19 protein-coding genes are annotated in these 19,127 nt (G+C 35.7%); 5 read left to right on the top strand and 14 right to left on the bottom strand.

Annotated elements, in window-relative coordinates; genetic code table 11:
* Nucleotides 1–49 precede the first annotated feature (49 nt).
* The 4 genes from BJ095_RS14870 to BJ095_RS14855 form a co-directional block, all read right to left on the bottom strand.
* Entirely contained in the window at nucleotides 50–592 is a 543-nt protein-coding gene (locus BJ095_RS14870; RefSeq protein WP_107936738.1) for an isochorismatase family cysteine hydrolase, read from the bottom strand.
* A 234-nt stretch (nucleotides 593–826) separates the two neighbouring features.
* Nucleotides 827–1,282, bottom strand: a complete 456-nt coding sequence (locus BJ095_RS14865; RefSeq protein WP_107936736.1) for a DUF421 domain-containing protein — start codon at nucleotides 1,280–1,282, stop codon at nucleotides 827–829.
* 210 nt (nucleotides 1,283–1,492) lie between these two features.
* The gene (locus tag BJ095_RS14860; RefSeq protein ID WP_107936734.1) at nucleotides 1,493–2,284 is read right to left on the bottom strand and encodes a carbon-nitrogen family hydrolase; all 792 of its coding nucleotides are present in this window, start codon (nucleotides 2,282–2,284) and stop codon (nucleotides 1,493–1,495) included.
* A gap of 192 nt (nucleotides 2,285–2,476) precedes the next feature.
* The gene (locus BJ095_RS14855) at nucleotides 2,477–2,812 is read right to left on the bottom strand and encodes a hypothetical protein (RefSeq protein ID WP_107936732.1); all 336 of its coding nucleotides are present in this window, start codon (nucleotides 2,810–2,812) and stop codon (nucleotides 2,477–2,479) included.
* A gap of 329 nt (nucleotides 2,813–3,141) precedes the next feature.
* Between BJ095_RS14855 and BJ095_RS14850 the strand changes: the two genes are divergently transcribed.
* On the top strand, nucleotides 3,142–4,332 hold the full coding sequence (locus BJ095_RS14850; protein ID WP_107936730.1) for a pyridoxal phosphate-dependent aminotransferase: 1,191 nt from the start codon (nucleotides 3,142–3,144) through the stop codon (nucleotides 4,330–4,332).
* A gap of 115 nt (nucleotides 4,333–4,447) precedes the next feature.
* Here BJ095_RS14850 and BJ095_RS14845 read toward each other — a convergent pair whose 3' ends face one another.
* From BJ095_RS14845 to BJ095_RS14825, 5 genes are all read right to left on the bottom strand, one after another.
* Nucleotides 4,448–5,284, bottom strand: a complete 837-nt coding sequence (locus BJ095_RS14845) for a MetQ/NlpA family ABC transporter substrate-binding protein (protein WP_107936728.1) — start codon at nucleotides 5,282–5,284, stop codon at nucleotides 4,448–4,450.
* 12 nt (nucleotides 5,285–5,296) lie between these two features.
* Nucleotides 5,297–5,965 (bottom strand): methionine ABC transporter permease, encoded by a 669-nt coding sequence (locus BJ095_RS14840; protein ID WP_107936726.1) that lies wholly within the window; start codon nucleotides 5,963–5,965, stop codon nucleotides 5,297–5,299.
* Nucleotides 5,958–6,968, bottom strand: a complete 1,011-nt coding sequence (locus BJ095_RS14835) for a methionine ABC transporter ATP-binding protein (RefSeq protein WP_107936724.1) — start codon at nucleotides 6,966–6,968, stop codon at nucleotides 5,958–5,960. Before BJ095_RS14835 ends, BJ095_RS14840 begins: the two co-directional genes overlap by 8 nt.
* 200 nt (nucleotides 6,969–7,168) lie before the next feature.
* Nucleotides 7,169–8,227, bottom strand: a complete 1,059-nt coding sequence (locus BJ095_RS14830) for a nucleotide kinase (protein ID WP_235867677.1) — start codon at nucleotides 8,225–8,227, stop codon at nucleotides 7,169–7,171.
* A gap of 203 nt (nucleotides 8,228–8,430) precedes the next feature.
* On the bottom strand, nucleotides 8,431–9,621 hold the full coding sequence (locus BJ095_RS14825; protein WP_107936722.1) for a glycine C-acetyltransferase: 1,191 nt from the start codon (nucleotides 9,619–9,621) through the stop codon (nucleotides 8,431–8,433).
* Between the two features lie 201 nt (nucleotides 9,622–9,822).
* Here BJ095_RS14825 and BJ095_RS14820 point away from each other — a divergent pair, with 201 nt between their 5' ends.
* Both BJ095_RS14820 and BJ095_RS14815 read left to right on the top strand, forming a co-directional pair.
* On the top strand, nucleotides 9,823–10,029 hold the full coding sequence (locus tag BJ095_RS14820) for a helix-turn-helix transcriptional regulator (RefSeq protein ID WP_107936720.1): 207 nt from the start codon (nucleotides 9,823–9,825) through the stop codon (nucleotides 10,027–10,029).
* Nucleotides 10,026–10,487 carry a hypothetical protein gene (locus BJ095_RS14815; RefSeq protein ID WP_107936718.1) on the top strand — a complete coding sequence of 154 codons (462 nt, stop codon included), beginning with the start codon at nucleotides 10,026–10,028 and terminating at the stop codon, nucleotides 10,485–10,487. The genes BJ095_RS14820 and BJ095_RS14815 overlap by 4 nt, the downstream gene beginning before the upstream one ends.
* Before the next feature lie 35 nt (nucleotides 10,488–10,522).
* Here BJ095_RS14815 and BJ095_RS14810 read toward each other — a convergent pair whose 3' ends face one another.
* From BJ095_RS14810 to topB, 5 genes are all read right to left on the bottom strand, one after another.
* A complete protein-coding gene (locus tag BJ095_RS14810) occupies nucleotides 10,523–11,191 on the bottom strand; it encodes a YczE/YyaS/YitT family protein (protein ID WP_107936716.1) in 669 nt (222 codons plus the stop codon).
* Between the two features lie 93 nt (nucleotides 11,192–11,284).
* Nucleotides 11,285–11,767 (bottom strand): Cys-tRNA(Pro) deacylase, encoded by a 483-nt coding sequence (ybaK, locus tag BJ095_RS14805; protein WP_107936714.1) that lies wholly within the window; start codon nucleotides 11,765–11,767, stop codon nucleotides 11,285–11,287.
* Nucleotides 11,768–11,980: 213 nt separating this feature from the next.
* A complete protein-coding gene (locus BJ095_RS14800) occupies nucleotides 11,981–12,538 on the bottom strand; it encodes a hypothetical protein (RefSeq protein WP_107936712.1) in 558 nt (185 codons plus the stop codon).
* 171 nt (nucleotides 12,539–12,709) lie between these two features.
* A complete protein-coding gene (locus tag BJ095_RS14795) occupies nucleotides 12,710–14,329 on the bottom strand; it encodes a Na/Pi cotransporter family protein (protein ID WP_235867676.1) in 1,620 nt (539 codons plus the stop codon).
* 340 nt (nucleotides 14,330–14,669) lie between these two features.
* Entirely contained in the window at nucleotides 14,670–16,331 is a 1,662-nt protein-coding gene (topB, locus tag BJ095_RS14790; RefSeq protein WP_235867680.1) for a DNA topoisomerase III, read from the bottom strand.
* A 70-nt stretch (nucleotides 16,332–16,401) separates the two neighbouring features.
* Here topB and BJ095_RS14785 point away from each other — a divergent pair, with 70 nt between their 5' ends.
* Both BJ095_RS14785 and BJ095_RS14780 read left to right on the top strand, forming a co-directional pair.
* Nucleotides 16,402–17,610, top strand: a complete 1,209-nt coding sequence (locus tag BJ095_RS14785) for a site-specific integrase (RefSeq protein WP_107936708.1) — start codon at nucleotides 16,402–16,404, stop codon at nucleotides 17,608–17,610.
* Nucleotides 17,611–17,649: 39 nt separating this feature from the next.
* A complete protein-coding gene (locus BJ095_RS14780; RefSeq protein WP_146223222.1) occupies nucleotides 17,650–19,044 on the top strand; it encodes a hypothetical protein in 1,395 nt (464 codons plus the stop codon).
* The last annotated feature ends 83 nt before the right edge of the window (nucleotides 19,045–19,127 follow it).

Below are 19,127 nucleotides of genomic sequence, written 5' to 3'. Positions count from 1 at the left end.
AAAAAGAGTTCACTCAAAGCAAGATTGCCTTAAGAGAACTCTACCTACTTTATTCAATAATTTCAGTAAAAAAACAAGTTTTCATATGATTAACAAACGTGTCGCCTAAATCGGTAAAGGTTGCTACACCACGTTTATGAATTACCGTTTTAAACCCTTCTGCATCTGCTCCAGCCACCGTTAAAAAGTCACAAATGTCTGTACAAACACCTACCACATGCACCTTTTCAACACCTAGAGCCTTTAATTTCTCTGCTAAATTTGTTTTAAAGAAAGCATTATAATTTGTTTTCGGTTGATAAATCACATGAGGATTCGATTCATGCTCCTTAAACCAAGTTAACAAATCATCATAAAGCTCCTGCCCCTTTGTCCCAACGACATTATGCGCTGGCCACAATTCAAAATGGGCATCGTTTTCTTCATGTGCATCCATTGCCACCACAACAACCTGGTCCTTACTCAAAAACTCATTTGCTTGCTCAATAATATAAGGCACAACCTCCTGCGCCGGCTTCCCTGCAGTCAAGCTCCCATTATCCGCAACGAAGTCGTTGCTCATGTCTACGATGATTAAGGCTTTAGTTGGCATATATATTCCCCCAATACACTGATTTTTCTATATTATAAACTTTCTTGCATTTAATAGTATGTATATTACTGTTTAAATTACTATTTTCTCATCTGACTCCCTTAACTTATCAATAACAAAAACTCCCCAAAGCCATGACAGCCCCAGAGAGTCGAAACTATAGTATGTGAAGCATTTAATTTGTTGCAGGATTATTAGTTAAGAAAATGTAAAAATGATTAGGTAGGCTCCTAATCACTCCTCCTTCGAGAGATCGACTGAAATACTTCCATCAATTTCGAGGATGCCGAGTCTTACTTTATCGATATTAAAAACGCCTTGCTTTCTGAGCTGTGTATTTAGCTCCTGCATCGTTATGTGCTGTTTTTTCATTAGCTGCTGATTTACAATTCCGTTCTCAATGATAACTTCAGGTTTTCCATCGATCCAACGCTCGAAGGCTTTCTTCTGGGCAAGCTTTTCAGCACCCCACATAAAGAATCCCCAAAGTGCAATGCTAAAAATTATATGAGGAATTTTGAAATCCTTTTCGTGAATCATCCCCCCAACAATATCTGCTAGGATGAGCATAAATACTAAATCGGTTGGCGTGGTTTGCGCTAATTCCTTTTGACCGATGAGGCGAATAACCACAACTATACAAACAATGGAGACAAAAAATTTAGTTGCTACACTAATATACAATTCCAAGTGTATCCCCCCTGTTGACACCAAACTTTAAGCCATAAATAAAAGCTTGGTGGGTAATCATCTATTCCTCTTTCTTGACCAAGATAAACAACCAAGCTTCCAAAACGTGCAAAACAAAAAAACATACTAATCATTTAATAGCACAATTCCCTTTGATAAAGGATGCTGCATAATGTTAGTATGTTTATAGTTTTTGAGGATTACACTTTTTTACTTTTCCACTACTCCACCGTAAAGACCTGGACGGCGGTCGTCGTAAACTGGGATGCGACTGCGGATTTCTTCTACTTTTGAGAAATCGACATCAATGACAGCTAGCTCTTCTGTTTCAGAGCCTGTCCAAAGCACCTCGCCCCACGGCTCAATAATCATGGATTGACCATTGAAGTTTTCGACTTTGCGAGAAATACGGTTAACAGCAATTACGAAGCATTGGTTTTCGATAGCACGCGCTTGAAGTAAGGTTTTCCAGTGATCGATACGTGGTGTTGGCCATTGTGCAGAGACAAACAGCACATTTGCTCCAGCTAATGCGTGTGCTCGAAGCCATTCTGGGAATCGAATATCGTAGCATATCACCCCACCAGCCTCCACATCTCCTAAAGCAAAGCGATTCATTTCATTGCCTGATTCTAAGTATTGATCTTCATTCATTAATCTAAATAAATGAACCTTACTGTACTCGCTAACTAGCTCACCTTCGTTATTATATACATACATCGTATTGTAGAATTTGCCGTCCTTTTCTGTTGCAACAGACCCGCCGACAATATGAATGCCTAGTTCAGTAGATAAGCCCTGCAGAAATTCTTTGGAACGAACCCCATCTTTATCCGCAAGCTCCCCTAGCTTTTCAAGTGCATAGCCGGTATTCCACATCTCCGGTAAGACAACAAGTTCAGCCCCTTGGCTAACTGCTTCTCGAATCAATTCCTCTGCATGCGTGAAGTTTTCATCTACTTTACCGAATCCCACATTCATTTGAATACATCCGATTTTCATGTCCACATACCCCCTAGACTTTTTCTTGTAAAAGTACCCTTATCCTACTAATTAAACCATAACAAAAAATAAACTAAGATTCCATTTATCAACGCTTTCAACGTTCTTTATCTAATTACAGCTTAAATCAAATAGTAAAGACATAAAATAAAACGACCAAGGTTTGTTCTTGGTCGTTTAATCATCCTTCTTCTAATTCTTTTTCCTTTTCTTTCGCTTTAATGTGATTAAATTTACTGTTTCCATTAAAGTTTTCCCTTTATAATTTACACCGAAAAACTTAGCAAAATAGACAATCATCAATTTGTAATCTGTGTTGTTTTGGGTTAAAAAACGTGTATAAGCTTTCTGTGTAACTTCGGCATCATATGAACTTTTTACGGTGGTCTCATACCGATGAAATACAGTTTCAAGTTGTTTATCTTCTGGGTGTTTTTCATCAAAATGCACAGCCTCAAAGATTAAAGAGTTACCATCATAATTACTTCGAACAAAATACATATCTCTAACTTCAGCTTTTACTTTCAAAATTTACTCCTATTCTTTAATATTTATTAATTAAATCAACCTTTTGTAAGTATATTATTTCCAAAATTAGGATTACTAATCTATTTTTCTATTTAAATACCTTTATACAACCATATTTCTTTTTAAGTTATGTAGGAATCTCATAAAATAATCTCAACCTTTTGCCTTCACAATATTGATATTGCAGGCTTTCCTTCGATGTAGTAGTATTATTCCTAAACATTAAATTGCAACTATATTCTGAAATCTATACAAAGTATAGAGTTCAGTTTCTTCCCTGGCCTAATGGTAAGTAAACTTATAAATTTTAGTGAAAAAGAGGTATTAACATGAAACTATCAAATAAATCACAAAATCTACCAATTCAATTCTTTGCTGCTCTTGTTCAAAAAGTAAATGCTGCGATTGCCGAAGGACGCGATGTGATTAACTTAGGGCAGGGAAATCCAGATCGTCCGACACCTCCGCATATTATAAAAGCAATGCAAGAAGCTACTACAAATCCACAAACGCATAAATATTCACCCTTTCGTGGAATTCATGAATTAAAAGAAGCAGCTGCCGCCTTCTACAAACGGGAGTATAGTGTAGACATTGATCCAGATACAGAGGTAGCGATTATGGGAGGGTCAAAGATCGGTTTGGTTGAGCTGCCAATGGCCATTTTGGATTCAGGTGATTCCATGCTTCTTCCTGACCCGGGTTATCCTGATTACTTGTCTGGAGTAGTACTTGGGGATGTCCATTTTGATACAATGCCGCTACTTGAAGAAAATGAATTTTTGCCAGATTATGAGGCTTTATCAGAAGAAGTGAAGAACCGCGCAAAGTTAATGTATTTAAACTATCCCAACAATCCTACAGGAGGTACTGCAACATTAGAGTTTTTCGAAAACACAGTACAGCTTGCAAAGGAAAATGACATAACGGTGGTACATGATTTTGCTTATGGTGCATTAGGATTCGATGGAAAGCAGCCTGTTAGCTTCCTCCAAGCTGATGGTGCAAAAGAAGTTGGTATTGAGCTATATACCTTGTCCAAAACCTATAATATGGCAGGCTGGCGAATTGGCTTTGCTGTTGGTAATGCCGAGATTATTGAAGCGATTAATGTTATTCAGGATCATCTTTTCTGTAGTGTCTTCCCTGCAATTCAACATGCAGCAGTCGCGGCTTTAAATGGCAACCAAGACTGTGTGGAAGAACAACGTGCGATTTATGAAAGCAGACGTAATGTTTTAATAGAAGAAGCTTATCGAATCGGCTGGGATATAAAGGCGCCGAGTGGATCATTCTTTGCGTGGTTAAAGGTACCAGAAGGCTATACAAGTGAGGAGTTTTCAGACTTACTGTTAGATAAAGCAAACGTCGCTGTTGCATCTGGAAACGGCTTTGGTGAATATGGCGAAGGCTACATTCGCGTGGGATTACTAGTTAGTGAAGAGCGGTTAATAGAAGCAATAGCTCGTATTGAAAAACTTGAGTTATTTAAAGATAAGGCGGTTTCAATAACTAAATAATTTAGAAGGAGGGTTCTTATTGCATATCTTCTTGCATTAAGAACCCTTTTTTATAAGTTATAGCCTACCATCTCCCTAAAAGAAAAGCCTCCACAAATGTGGAAGCTTACTGCTATTAGCGATTTGCCATCCATTCGGGTTTACTAAATCCTTGAAATTCTGAATCAATGACTTCTTCATATTTAGCAGATTCAACGATTTCGATTAAATCATTTGCTAGTTGGCTATCTTTATTTTCTGATTTTACAGCTACAACGTTACGATAGTTTTCATTCATATCTTCTAGGAAAACTGCATCCATTAAATTTAAGCCCGCTGCCAGTGCAAAGTTACCTGGTACTGCAGCAAGATCAGCGTTTTCAATTTGACGTGGTAAAGAGCCAGCTTCTACTGGTTGGAAAACTAAGTTTTTGTTGTTTGTAACGACATCTTTTTCTGAAGCAGTTAATTCATCAGCATCTGGATTGATTTCAATTAAACCTTGCCCTTGTAAAGTTATTAGCGTACGTGCTGCATTTGCTGGATCATTTGCAATTGCTACAGTTGCACCTTCTTCAATATCCTCAACAGAAGTAAATTTTTCTGAGAAGAAGCCCATTGGAGCTGTTGGTACTGTGAGTAAAGCTTCTAAATCCATGTTATTTTGTTCTTCAAAAGTTTCTAAATAAATTGTATGTTGGAACAAGTTTGCATCGATATCCCCATTATCTAATGCGTTATTTGGTTGAACGTAATCACTAAACTCAACTAACTCTACTGTGTAACCTTTTTCCTCTAATTGTGGAATGATTGCTTTTTTTAGCATGTCACTATATGGACCAGCAGTTGCACCTAATTTAATTTCTTTACTTTCTTCTGTTGATGAAGTTTTTTCCTTTTCATCACTCCCAGAACATGCTGCTAACACAACAGCTAATGCTAATGTAAGAAATGTTAATAAATATTTTTTCACTTTTTCTCTCTCCTATCGTTTATCTAGTGATTTTGCAAACTGTTCCCCAATTAATTGAATCAATTGTACAAAGATTATTAAAATGACAACAGTTGAAATCATAATTGTATTATCATAACGGTAATAGCCAAAGCGAATCGCTAAATCTCCAATACCTCCCCCGCCTATTGTACCTGCCATGGCAGAGTATGCGACCAAACTGATAACCGTTAGAGTAATCCCTCGAATAATTGTTGATTTTGCCTCTGGTAGCAACACATCTTTGATAATCATCCAAGGTGTGGCACCAACAGCAATTGTTGCCTCAATGACACCTTTATCGATGTCTCTTAATGATGATTCTACTAGTCTTGCAAAATAAGGAATCGCAGCAACTGAAAGCGAAACACTTGCAGCGATGGGACCTATTGTTGTGCCAACCAGTATTTTAGTTAACGGGAATAATGCAACGAGTAAAATGATAAACGGAATCGAACGAACTAAATTCACTGCAAAACCAAAGATATTTTTCACAAATCGATTTTCCCAAAATAAACCTTTATCTGTCACAAATAGCAGTACACCAAATGGTAGACCGATAATGATGGAGATGGATAATGCAATTCCAATCATAACGACCGTTTCTTTAAAAGCCTCCCAAATATCAGGTAGCATGGTTATGAAATATGGAAAATCAAACATGTTTAACCACCTCCACTAGCGCGCCACGTTGTTCCATATATTTTTTTGCTTCATTCACTGCGTTTTTTTCACCTTGCAACTCCATTATGAAAATGCCAAGTGGACGTTCTTGAATATATTCAATCGTGCCATGCAAGAAATTACCTTTAACATCAAACTGCTGAATTGTATCTGAGATAAGACCTTCTCCAGCCACTTCACCTTTAAATAACAGTTTAATGACTTGTCCTTTTACATCCTTTAAGATTTCACTAGGAATCTCAAAAGATACAACACTATTAATAAATTCCTGGGTTAATGGCTTAATCGGTTGTGCGAAGATATCATATACTGCTCCTTCTTCAATCACTTTTCCATCTTGCATAATTGCCATCCGATTACAAATTTCTTTTACAACATTCATCTCATGAGTAATTAAAACAATCGTAATACCGAGCTTTTCGTTAATTTGTTTTAATAACTTTAAAATCGATAGAGTTGTTTTTGGATCAAGTGCTGAGGTTGCCTCATCACAAAGTAAGATAGATGGATTGTTTGCAAGAGCACGTGCAATCCCAACGCGTTGTTTTTGTCCCCCACTAAGCTGGGCTGGAAACACATCTTTTTTATCCGTTAAACCCACCATTTCAAGTAACTCTTTGACACGTTCATTAATTTTATTTTTAGGTGTTTTTGCTGCACGCAAAGCAAAAGCGATATTTTCTCCAACTGTCTTTTGACTAATTAGATAAAAATGTTGAAAAATCATTCCAATTTTCAATCGTGCAGTTCGTAGAGAACCACTCGAAAGTTGTGTTAAATCAACTCCATCAATAAGCACTTTTCCGCTAGACGGTCTTTCTAGTAAATTGACACAACGAAGCAACGAACTTTTCCCCGCTCCTGAATAACCAACTATTCCAAAAATGTCACCTTTATTAATTTTTAAGGAGACATCATCAACGCCTACTACTTGTTTCTTTTTAGATTCATATATTTTTGTAATATTTCGAAACTCTAGCATATACTTCTCCTAACTAATATGATAAAAACAACTATTCCAACCAAATATGTATGATTAAATCAGATTACACACAATAATCACAATTGTCAATATTAAACGTAAATTCAAACAAAAATGCTACCATTCGACTGAGTGAGTAGCATTTAATTCTAAATTGTTCTTGAATTGTGTGTGTACCTGGTACACACACAATTCTTCATTCAATCCACAAACAGTTTAGCCATCTTTTCTTCGAGTTTCTCTGGGATGATGGCATTGTCAAACAGTTGGCGTATTGTTCTTTCTGTTTCTGCGTATAGGTTTGCATAAGCGACTGCATCATACATGGTCGAGCGATAGTTGGCTACTATTGCTTTAATATTAGCTTCCTCGACCTCAGTTGGATGGCAAAGGCTTGCGATATCGAAGATTTCATCCCCTTCTCTTTCGGGAAAATATTGATGGGGCTCGGTACTGTCAAAGATACATAGCTTCAATTCAGGTAAAATAACCATATCCACAGAATTTGAATCCAGCCCGCACCACACCATTTGAGCGTCAAACCCGCGTTCCATTGCCGTATCAACTAGTTTTTTCATCAGCGAAGACTTGCCTGTTCCCGGGTAGCCCTTGATAAATAGGCGTTTTTCGAGGTTTTGCGTAATGCTTTGAACAGTATCACGAGCACCAGCAGGGGTTAGTGTACCTAATAACCTATGTGTTTTTTGTCCATTTTTTTCGAGCTTTTTCTTACCAAACACCTTCCTCAACAGCTCTTCGGTTTTATCGTCTAATCCCTTCCAATCCATATACCGACGAGTTTCCACTTCCCAATCATCATGAATTTTTAGAGCGGTCGATAGTGCATTAAAGCATTTCTCATAATAATCATCCTTCTTATTCGATAGATTGAGAAAATCCTGTTGTTTTTCAACAACCTGCTGTTTATCTACACAGTCTTCTAAGGAAATCTCCTGAACATGCGAGCCTACCGAATCAAATGTAAGATTGGTCGCTTCAAGGAATAGAATATTGTGCGGCTCTTTAACAAAAAGTGCCTCAATCGTATTTTCAAAGAATGAATCGTGGAAATATTCTATAGCCGCTCCTTTATTGCCATAAAATATCCCGAGCTTGCTTAAGTAGTCCGCCACTTTAAAACCCTGTGCCCCTTTTAATAAATACACAGTTTTCGTTTCTTTCATAATCTCTTGATAGACATTCTTTATCCCTTGCCCTGTTAACGCTTGCCCGAAAAAATGCGTTATTGTCGTACCCAAACTGACGCCATCCTTCCATAGGTTTGTTAACATATCTTTATGACAACGGCCTAAAATATGTACCTCGTACACCCGAATTGTTTGGGAATTGTTTATGTACCTGGCACCCAAACGATTCTGAATTGTGTCCTAATTGTTTATGTACCTGGCACCCAAACAATTCAAAAAAAAACCGAATGCATGTGCATTCGGGTTGGTTGGTTTTATTGGATTACGCCTAGTTCGCGGCCTACTTTTTCGTAGATTGCTAGGGCATCATCCAGCATTTCTTTTGTGTGGGCTGCAGTTGGCATGTTGCGGACACGCCCTGTTCCTTTTTGTACTGTTGGGAAAACGATTGCTTTTGCGTAAACCCCTTCTTCTACAAGGCGTTTTGAGAAGGTTTGTGTTAGCTTTTCGTCTCCAATGATACATGGAGTAATTGGTGTTTCTGACGCACCGATGTCAAATCCAAGCTTTTTCAAGCCAGCTTTTAAGTAATCACCGTTTTCCCATAATTTATCGTGCAGCTGTGTTGAATCCATAATCATTTGAATTGCTCGTGTGATTGCTGCTACGTCACCTGGTGTAACCGCTGTTGAGAATAAGAATGGACGAGAACGCACCTTTAACCAGTCGATTAAGTTTTTCTTCCCGGCTACATAACCACCTACTACACCGATTGCTTTTGAAAGTGTTCCGATTTGGAAGTCGATTTCTTTTTCAAGTCCGAAATGCTTCACAGTTCCTTTCCCTTTACCAGTAACCCCTGAACCATGGGCATCATCTACATAAGTAATCAAGTCAAATTCTTTAGCGATTTCTACGATTTCAGGTAGCTTTGCAATATCTCCATCCATTGAGAAAACGCCGTCAGTAATGACCATTACTTTATTGTATAAGCCAGACTCTGTTGCTTCCTTCGCTTTTGCACGTAAATCTTCCATATCTGAGTGATTAAATGCAATAATTTTTGCTTTAGATAAACGGCAGCCATCAATGATTGAAGCATGATTTAATTGATCTGAAAGAATCGCATCGTTTTTATCCATTACAGCTGAAATCGCAGCCATGTTACAGTTAAAACCTGATTGATAAGAAATTGCTGCTTCTGTACCTTTGAACTCAGCCAGCTTTTCCTCTAATTTAACATGCAGATCCATCGTTCCGTTAATAGTACGAACCGCTCCAGCACCTACACCGTATTTATCGATTGCATCCTTTGCAATTTGTTTTAGCTCATCATTTGTTGCTAAGCCTAAATAGTTATTTGAAGATAAGTTGATTAGTTGCTTACCATTTACTTGAATGACTGGACCATTTGCCCCTTCTACTGCATCAATTTCATTGTATAGCCCTTGATCACGTAGAACCTCTAAATTTTCGTTTAGGAATGTATCTAAAATTTTAGACATGATTTCAGCTCCCTTTGCATCTAGTTATTTAGATTTTAGCATAATCACGGGATTTTTCGATATGCGAGAATTATCTGAAAACTAAACAGTCTAAATTGTTAGAAATTATTGACAAAATGTTAAGTAAACATTACAATCAAATCAGCATATGTTAAGTAAACATAACATTTTGTTTGGTATGTTTAACAAGGGGGCTATATCTTGCTGAAAAATCGAGTTAAAGAGCTTCGAGCAAGAAATAATTATACGCAAAGTGACCTAGGAAAGCTTGTAGGGGTTACAAGGCAAACCATTGCCTTTATTGAGAAGGGTGAATTCTCTCCTTCAATCACTCTTGCATTGAAGCTTTCAAAGGAATTAAAGGAGCCGTTGGAACAAATATTTTGGCTTGAGGAGGAGATAAGATGAACATTCGTATGTTTTATCCTATTTTAAATATTTTGAGCTGTATTATTCTTTTGTTTGTGGGCTGGGGCTTTACACGCAGCAATGTCACAATAACTGAAAATTTTATAGAGTATACAATCCATCCAGTAGGCATTTTTGCTTGGTTAGTTTTAATAGTATTCGTTTTCATGCTTCTTTTCATTGTCCAGAGACACAATAAGCAAAATCCAGACAAGAAAATAAAAGCCTTTTCTATTAAACCACCAGAATATAATGAAGACGATGAGATGTATCAATATGCCACAATGAGTGCCACCAAAAAGGTCTATACCTTCTTAACCTGGGCATTACCTATGATACTCGCCTTATTGCTGTTGCCTATTCCCTTCAGCAAATTCAGCATTTTCGTGATCGTTGTATGTATTATTATCGTTCAAAATCTCATTTTCTACTTTGAAATGAAGAAATTCAAAGAGTGACAGATTCATTTCCAAATAAAAAAATCTCGCAAAAGCTAAATTTCTTTTGCGAGATGATCGATATCTTGATTTGTCAGGTTATTTGTTCGACCTTCATTATTAATTCTACCTTTAAGCATCCTTTCGAAATACGGTAGCGAAAACTGTACGATATAGCCAGTGAAGAACGCAATAATGATTGTTCCTACACCAATTGGACCTCCAAGCGACCAACCAACTAGGGCGATTAAGGCTTCCATTGCTAAACGTGCATTCCCAATAGAGCAGCCGAATTTCTTAGCAAAAAGAATCATCAGCGTATCGCGAGGACCCGCTCCGAGCCTTGGTGAAATATACAAGGCACAGCCTACACCTAATACAATTACACCTGCTAGAAAATAAAATACGTCAAAAACTAGCCCTGAAGAGTTTGGTAATAGCCAGTTAAAAAAGTCGATAAACATACCACATAGAATCATATTGAGGCATGTGGCAAGCTTTGGCCATTCTCTCAATAGCAATGATGTTGACCCGACAATAATTACCCCAGTAATGACAGCCCAAGAGCCGATAGATAATCCGATACGTTCAAATAATGCTATATGTAGCACATCCCAGGGGCCGACCCCTAGTGCTTTTCCTTCAACAATCATGGAAACGCCAAATGACATTACTGCTAGCCCGACAAAGAAGAATAGCCATTTCCATTTTAGTTCTCTTTTCAACTTTAAAGCCTTCTTTCTAATTAATTACATCAGCTTATAATTCGCCATTACAATCAAACTTACAAAATATTATTCTAATATAAACCTTTACTATCATACAGTTAACTTTGCAAATTTTCCACCTGTTACTTGAATTAAATCATGAGGATTTAGCTGGATTTGCATCCCAATTTTTCCTGCACTAACGACCATGTAGTCTAAATCCTTGGCCGAATCGTCTATAAAAGTCGGAAAAAGCTTTTTCATACCAATGGGTGAACAGCCTCCACGAATGTAACCTGTAGTAGGCAATAAGTCTTTAACATGGAGCATCTCAATTTTCTTTTCCCCTGCTGCTTTTGCACAAACCTTTAAATTTAACTCTTCTGAAACAGGGATAACAAACACAAAAAATTTGCCTACACCCGCCGTTGCCACTAATGTTTTAAATACATGTGTTACCGGATGTCCAACCTTGTTTGCTACTGTAACGCCATCCACTTTATCTTCAACTGTATATTCGATTAAATTGTAATTTAGATTTTGTTGGTCCAATAAACGTACAGCATTTGTTTTCGTCACTTTTTGCTTTGCCATTACTAGCACGGCTCCTAACCTTATAATCTTTATCCAATCATATCATAAAGACCTCTTTGGACTTGTTTCTTGAAACTAAAAACGCCGACCTGAACAATGAATGCTCGCAAGTGGACGTTTGATACAGTTTTTATTGAACCTTTTCTAATTGACGAACGAGCTGACCATATAAATCAAAAAAAGTCGCCTCAACAAATGTGAGACAACTCCTTCTTATGCTATATGTGAAAACTTTGGCTGATCTAATTGGAAGCCATTTTGTGCCATTAGCATTTGATTTGTATAGCTTGAAATTGCCTTCGTATACATTTTATCTAAAATCAACGTTTCGAAGCTTTTGTTTAGAGGGTAGAACGGATCTGCTGGACCTGTCGTATTAGTTAACCGTTCTGGAGAAAGGAACTGATCAATATCTATAGATGAAAGCCTATTTATATTTTCTTCGTCGCTAGCTACTTCTGTTTCTGCTTGTAGCATCATATCTGTTGGAATTTCAGCTTCTGCTTGAAATTCAGTCGCTTCAATATCTTCCTTCATATCAATTGGTGCAATACTTTCATTGCCCTCATTTAATAAAACATTGTCGTTTTTAAAAAGCTCTTTTTCAGTTTTTCCAGATAATAAATCCTCAAGAATTTTGAGCATAGGGTTCTTTTTATCTTGTGTGTAAATTGCATTCTTTTTGTATGCATCATTTGCCTCTTTACGCTGTATAGCGCGTTTACGCTCCTCAAAATTACCAATATTTAGTGAAAAACCTGATACTCTCATCAAAAATCACCCCACTTGTAGGAAAATAATCACATTATAACTATTATTTTAGTTTAAAATGTTATTTTTTACAATTAGTTTGATTAATATTTCACACTACAAAAATCTACAATGTTTGCAACAAAAAAAGCGTACAAGAATCAAAATAACCGATCCTTGTACACTTCATGATTAAATTTGTGGATGATTTTCTTCTAAAATCGTTTCAGCAACGTTTACTGCATGGTCCCCTACACGCTCTAAATTACTAATAATATCGGCGTATATAATACCTGCTTGTCCAGAACATTCACCTTTGTTTAGTCGAAGGATATGGCGTTTGCGTAAAACTCTTTCTAATTCATCAATGCGATCTTCTTTACTTAACACTTCTCTTGCAAAGTCCTTACTTTGTTTATCTAAAGCAAGTACCGCTAAGCTTACTGTATCTAATACTAATTCATACATTTCTTTTAGTTCCTGAGTTGCCTCATCACTAAATTTAACACGGTTCGAATCCTTTGCTTGAATTAACTCGACAAGGTTTTCGAAGTGGTCCCCTACTCGTTCAATATCACGGATATTTTGGAATAGTGAATGATGTAATTTTGAGTCATTCTCGGATAAGGATTCCTTCGATAATTCAACTAAATAATCAGTAGTTACTCGGTCTAAATTATTGATGGCTTCCTCTAGCTGAACCGTCATATTGGCATGCTTGTTATCACCCGTGAATAAGTAATCCATTGACTCTTGAATACCTTTTACCGAGAATTCTCCCATACGAACAACTTCTTCTTTTGCTTGTCCCAGTGCAATTGAAGGAGATTGCCCAATTAACGTTTTGTCTAGATATTTTGCGCCATATTCAACGGTTGCATCTTCACCAGGTACTAATTTCGTTACTATAAGCGCAATCAAACCAACAAATGGTAATTGTATTAATGTGTTAATAACGTTGAACGTACCATGTGCAAAGGCAATTTGCATCTTATCTTCTAAATTTAAGATACCTGATATCCAATCAACATAATTTACGAATAACGGTAGGATAAGCAAGAAAATGATTGTTCCTAGAACGTTAAATATTACGTGTGCTGCCGCTGCACGACGAGCTGCTACAGATGCTGCTAATGCTGCTAATACTGCCGTAATCGTTGTCCCAATATTATCACCAAATAAGACTGGTAAGGCTCCACCTAATGGAATTAGACCTTCTGCATAAAGCCCTTGTAAGATCCCCACGGTAGCTGAAGATGATTGAACGATTAACGTGAAGACAGTTCCTGCAACTACGCCTAAAATTGGGTGATCACTAAAGCTTACAGTTAAGTCCACAAATGCTTCCAAGTCTCGTAAAGGCTTCATTCCATCGCCCATCATTTCCAGACCGATGAAAAGCCCTGCAAAACCGAATAAAATCTGACCAATATTTTGGATACGATCCTTTTTGAAGAAGAATAATAACACAGCACCAAGTGCCATAATTGGATAAGCATATGTACCAACATCAAATCCAATAATAAATGCCGTTACAGTTGTACCAATATTAGCCCCCATGATAACACCAATTGCTTGGCGTAGTGTCATGAAACCAGCACTCACAAGACCAACCGTAATAACTGTTGTACCTGAGCTGGATTGAATTAATATCGTAACAAGAATACCAACTAACACACCCATTATTGGGTTTGTCGTAAATCTATCTAAAATTTCGCGGAGTCTGTCTCCGGCTGCTTTTTGCAGACCGTCCCCCATGTACTTGATTGCAAATAAGAATAAACCTAGACCTCCAAGAAATTGGAAAATCATCGTTTGCCATTCCATCTATTTGTTTCACCCTTTCGATGTCGTCGACACTATTATTCATAATTCAACACGAGATGTAAAGATTCTTACGAAAATGAAATATAAAATTTACAATACCTTTACAATTGAATAACAAAACGTTCACAAAATTTATGCTTGCAAAATATTGCCGTATTATAATTATATAATTTACCTGTCAACTTCCCTCATCTATTATCTCCAAACTTTAATATTTCACTCTAAAAATTATAGATAGCGCCCTAATTTTGGACATAAAAAAAGTATCCAAAATGATTTAAAATAATGGATACTTTTTCATCTAATACTAGTATTTTATAATGAATTATTCATCAAACTTCATGCCTTTTAATAAGTCTGCAAAGGCGTTATTGATTGGTTCGGCTTCTTTATCTTGTTGCTTCATGTATTTTTGGACACTTCGCTTATCTACTTTGCCTCCACCTTCTTTTTTACGGCGGGCTTCAAATGCAGATAGTTTTTCACGATAACCACATTTACAAACGAAGATTTGCCCTTCACCCTCACCTCGTAGCTCAAGCTTTTTCTTACATTGAGGACAACGCGCATTTGTTACACGCGAGACATTTTTACGGTGACCACAATCACGATCCTGGCAAACAAGCATTTTACCCTTTTTACCATTTACCTCAAGCATCGGCTTCCCACAATCTGGGCAAGTTTTTGTTGAGATATTATCATGCTTATATTTTTTATCGCTTCCTTTAATTTCTGAAACGATTTCCTTTGTATGCTCTTTCATTTCATTTATAAATACTTCTTTTTTCAACTTCCCATTAGCAATCAGTTCAAGCTTTTGTTCCCACTCAGCAGTTGTTGCAGGTGAGCGCAATTCTTCCGGAACTAAATCAAGTAGCTGACGACCTTTAGAAGTAATATAAATTTCTTTACCGCCACGTTTTTCGATTAAGAATGTATTAAATAACTTTTCGATAATATCTGCTCGTGTTGCAACTGTACCTAGTCCACCAGTCGATTTTAATGTATCAGCAAGCTTTTTATCGCCAGTTTCTAAATACTTCGTTGGATTCTCCATCGCTGAAAGCAAGGCTGCCTCTGTAAAGCGTGCTGGAGGTTTTGTTTGACCAGACGTTTGAACAATTAGCTTAGTCTTAAGCTCGTCTCCTTTTTCAATACGCGGTAGAAGCTGCTCCTTTACATCCTCCGATGCGTCATCATCATCAAAGCGATTTTCATAAACTTCCTTCCATCCCGCTTGAAGTACAGTCTTTCCTTTAGCAATAAACTTTTCTCCAGCTATTTCGGATTGTACTGTCAATTGCTCGTATTCATGTGCTGGGAAAAGTACTGCTAAGAAACGCTTAACAACTAAGTCATAGATTTTTCGTTCTTTGTCCGAGAAAGCAGAATAGTTTACATAACCTTCAGTTGGGATAATCGCATGGTGATCACTTACCTTACTATCATCCACAAATGCTTTCGTAGGCTTAATCGGTTTTGTTAACACCTTATTAGTAAGTGATCGGTATTCCCCGATTCCGCAAGCTTTTAAACGTTCTGGTATTGTGCTCACAATATCAGAAGATAAAAATCTAGAATCCGTTCGAGGATATGTTAACACCTTATGCTGCTCATAAAGCTTTTGCATTAGATTTAACGTTTCCTTTGCAGAATAGCCAAAGAATTTATTGGCATCACGCTGTAATTCCGTTAAATCATAAAGTGCTGGTGCAAAGGATTTTTTTGCTTTTCGATCAATTGAAACTACTTTAGCATTTTGGTGACCAAGTGCTTTTACAATCGTATCAATTTTCTCTTTATTGAAGCTTCGGCTATTGCCATTTGCATCCTGCCACGTTAATTTTACAGAGTCCGTTTGAGCTTCAATACCATAGTAGGTTTGTGGTTTGAAGTTTTTAATTTCATCCTCACGTGCAGCAATCATTGCTAATGTAGGTGTCTGAACTTGTATACTTAAATTTGGGTGCAAATATACAAATCCTATTACACCATAGTATAATGCATTTAATTACACCCAATCGACTTTTTTTATGGGAGAATAAAGGAGTACATTTATGAGATTCGTAGTAAGAGAATTTGAAGTACCTATTATAAACTCAAAAAGAACTGAAAAAACAATAGGTATAGGATTAAACTATAAAGGTTTAATCTTTCCCTCTCCATTATCAAATTTTATAAAAAAAGAATACAGGAGGTATGGAAATTCATTAAAAAGCCAAGAAAATGCAGCTAGAACTATTACTAGATTTTTAAATTTTCATTTTGAGAAAAACAAAGACGAACTACAGATCAAGGGATTAAGTGCCTTATCTTTACAAGATGCTGCAGATTATCTGAGTCACCGCTCTCTCTTACAGAAGAATAGCGAGCTTTCAATGGAAACTGTATTACAAGATTTATTATATCTTAATAAGTTTTATAAATGGCTTATAACTAGTAATTTAATAGTAGATAATGGTTTAGAAAGTCCTGATGAGCAAGAAATTAGAAAATTGCGTAAGGTTATTGAAGCTAATGGAGATTTATTTAAAGAAATAGATTTAGAAATAGAATTTCCTAGTAGGAACAAGTCTTTAAGACATCTCCATGATTTTGGAGATAAAAGAGTGGAATTAATGACACGTTTTATTATAGTAGCTATTGAAGTTGATCCCTTTATAGCATTAGGAATAGTACTTCAATTTTTTGGAGGATTACGGAGATCAGAAGTTATCAATATGACAACTAATTCTTTTAAGCAGATTAACAGGAATTTAGTTGCAAAAATAAGAGATAACCAATCCCTACTATTCCCTCACGCTACAAACACTACTGATGTCCAAGTAAAAAAACCACGTGATCAAGTGATTTGGAATACAAGAATTGTAGAAGTATTATACCAACGTCATCAAGAACTACGATCTAGATATAATTTAAAACATGAAGCTCTATTTTTTTCACCTTACAATAAACAACCATTACGAGGTAAATCATATACTGATAGATTTAATAATGTAAAAGAGGTTTTTCTAAAACAGATTTTAGAGGAAGGTTTAGTAGATGAATATTTAATGTTAACAAACAATAAATGGTCAACACATATAGGTAGAGGACTTTTCACAAATCTTTTAGTAAGTTATAAATTAAGTCCGACACAGATTCAATTAGCACGTGGCGATAACCAAGTCAACTCTTCACAGACCTATGTTGATGAAGCAACATTTATTTCTGCAATAAATATAGCTATTAATGATTTTAAACAATTAGAAATATTGATTAGATAGATATGGGTGATTAACGTGAACTATTTGACCGAGCAAGGAATGAGAGAATTATTTCACTGCGGTAAAGATAAGCTTACCGCGATTTGTAAAAATTATAATCTGCAGGCTCAATATATAAATAGAAAAAAAAGCTTTCTCAAAGATGAAATTGAAAGAGCCTATTCACTTATAAAAAATGAAATTACTAATTTAAAAAAAGAGTATTATTCACTTACAGAATGTAAAGAATTGGGTATTACGGATCATGATTTATATAAAAAGCTTTCCCCTAGAATAATTCCATCTTATTTAAAAGTATTTGAATTAAATAATGAAACAAACTTGTATTTAAAGACTAAAGTTGATGAACTAATAAAACTTAAAAATAATTCACAGATTTTAACAATAACAGAAGCGTTAAAGCACCTCCCTTTTGGAAAAAGCTACGGAAAAAAAAATTTAGTACAAATAATGGACGAGTATAAGTTTAAAGAAGTTCAAGGACCTATTAAATGTCATAAATATTATTTTAAAGAAGATATTTTGAAATTAAAGGAAATAATTAACGAGAGGTATAAATTTAATAAATTTAATCGAATATCTATAAAGGACTTTGAAGATTCTAATCTACCAGATCATTATTTAAAAGATATAAGAAAATATACTCCAGAAGCAATTGATTTAGTTTATGAGTTTAAGAGTTTATTAAAACTTTATTCTAGAGAAGATTTCATCAAAGCAATTGAGAAGTTTAATAGTTTGCATAAGATTTTGGAAGAGACAATTTGTGAAAAAGATGTTATGGAAAAGTTAGGATTTGCTAATCCTAAAAAGCTTGAAACTGTCGCTGTAGAATATAATATTAATCATCTACCTAGAACAAATAAATACGAAAAGAAATTATACACAATTGAAGATTTCAAAAGGCTCGAAGATATTATTATTGATAATTATAAATTTAATATTAAATATCGGTATACTTCCCACCAAATTAAAGAGTTAGGTGGTACTAATCATGATATTAATATGATTCCATCAATAAAATTAAAGCCTATAGATCAAGTATTTCACTTTCAATCATCTGTAATTTTTTATGATAAAACAGATGTACATTTTAGACTTAATAAACCAACTCTTAAAGAAATAGATATTAAAGAAATAAAAGATCACTCGGGTTCACTTTTCAATTTTTACAGAGAAAATTATTACACGTTTAAAGAAATTGAAGATATTTATGATATGCATTCTATTAAAGTTTATAATGCTATAAAAAAATTTGAGTATCCACTTTCAATTATAGATATACCATATAATCTTAGAAAAAAGTTTCCTCATTCTAAGAAATTAATCTTAAAAAATGAAATGGATGATTTATTTCAATTAATAATTAAAAATGCAGAAGTTGGCGCTAAAGAAAAAGAATTAGCCTTGCAAGAAAGGCTCTGTAAACGCTAAAATAAAATGGACAGATATCGCTAAATAAGATTGAACACTTTCGCCAAAAATAACCCTTATCCTTTATACTAAATTGGTAGTAG

It is taken from the genome of Ureibacillus chungkukjangi (assembly GCF_003217295.1).
In the GTDB taxonomy this organism is placed as follows: Bacteria; Bacillota; Bacilli; order Bacillales_A; family Planococcaceae; genus Ureibacillus; species Ureibacillus chungkukjangi.
The sequence above is the reverse complement of the archived record's forward strand: the minus strand, read 5'-3'. Positions and strand labels throughout refer to the sequence as shown.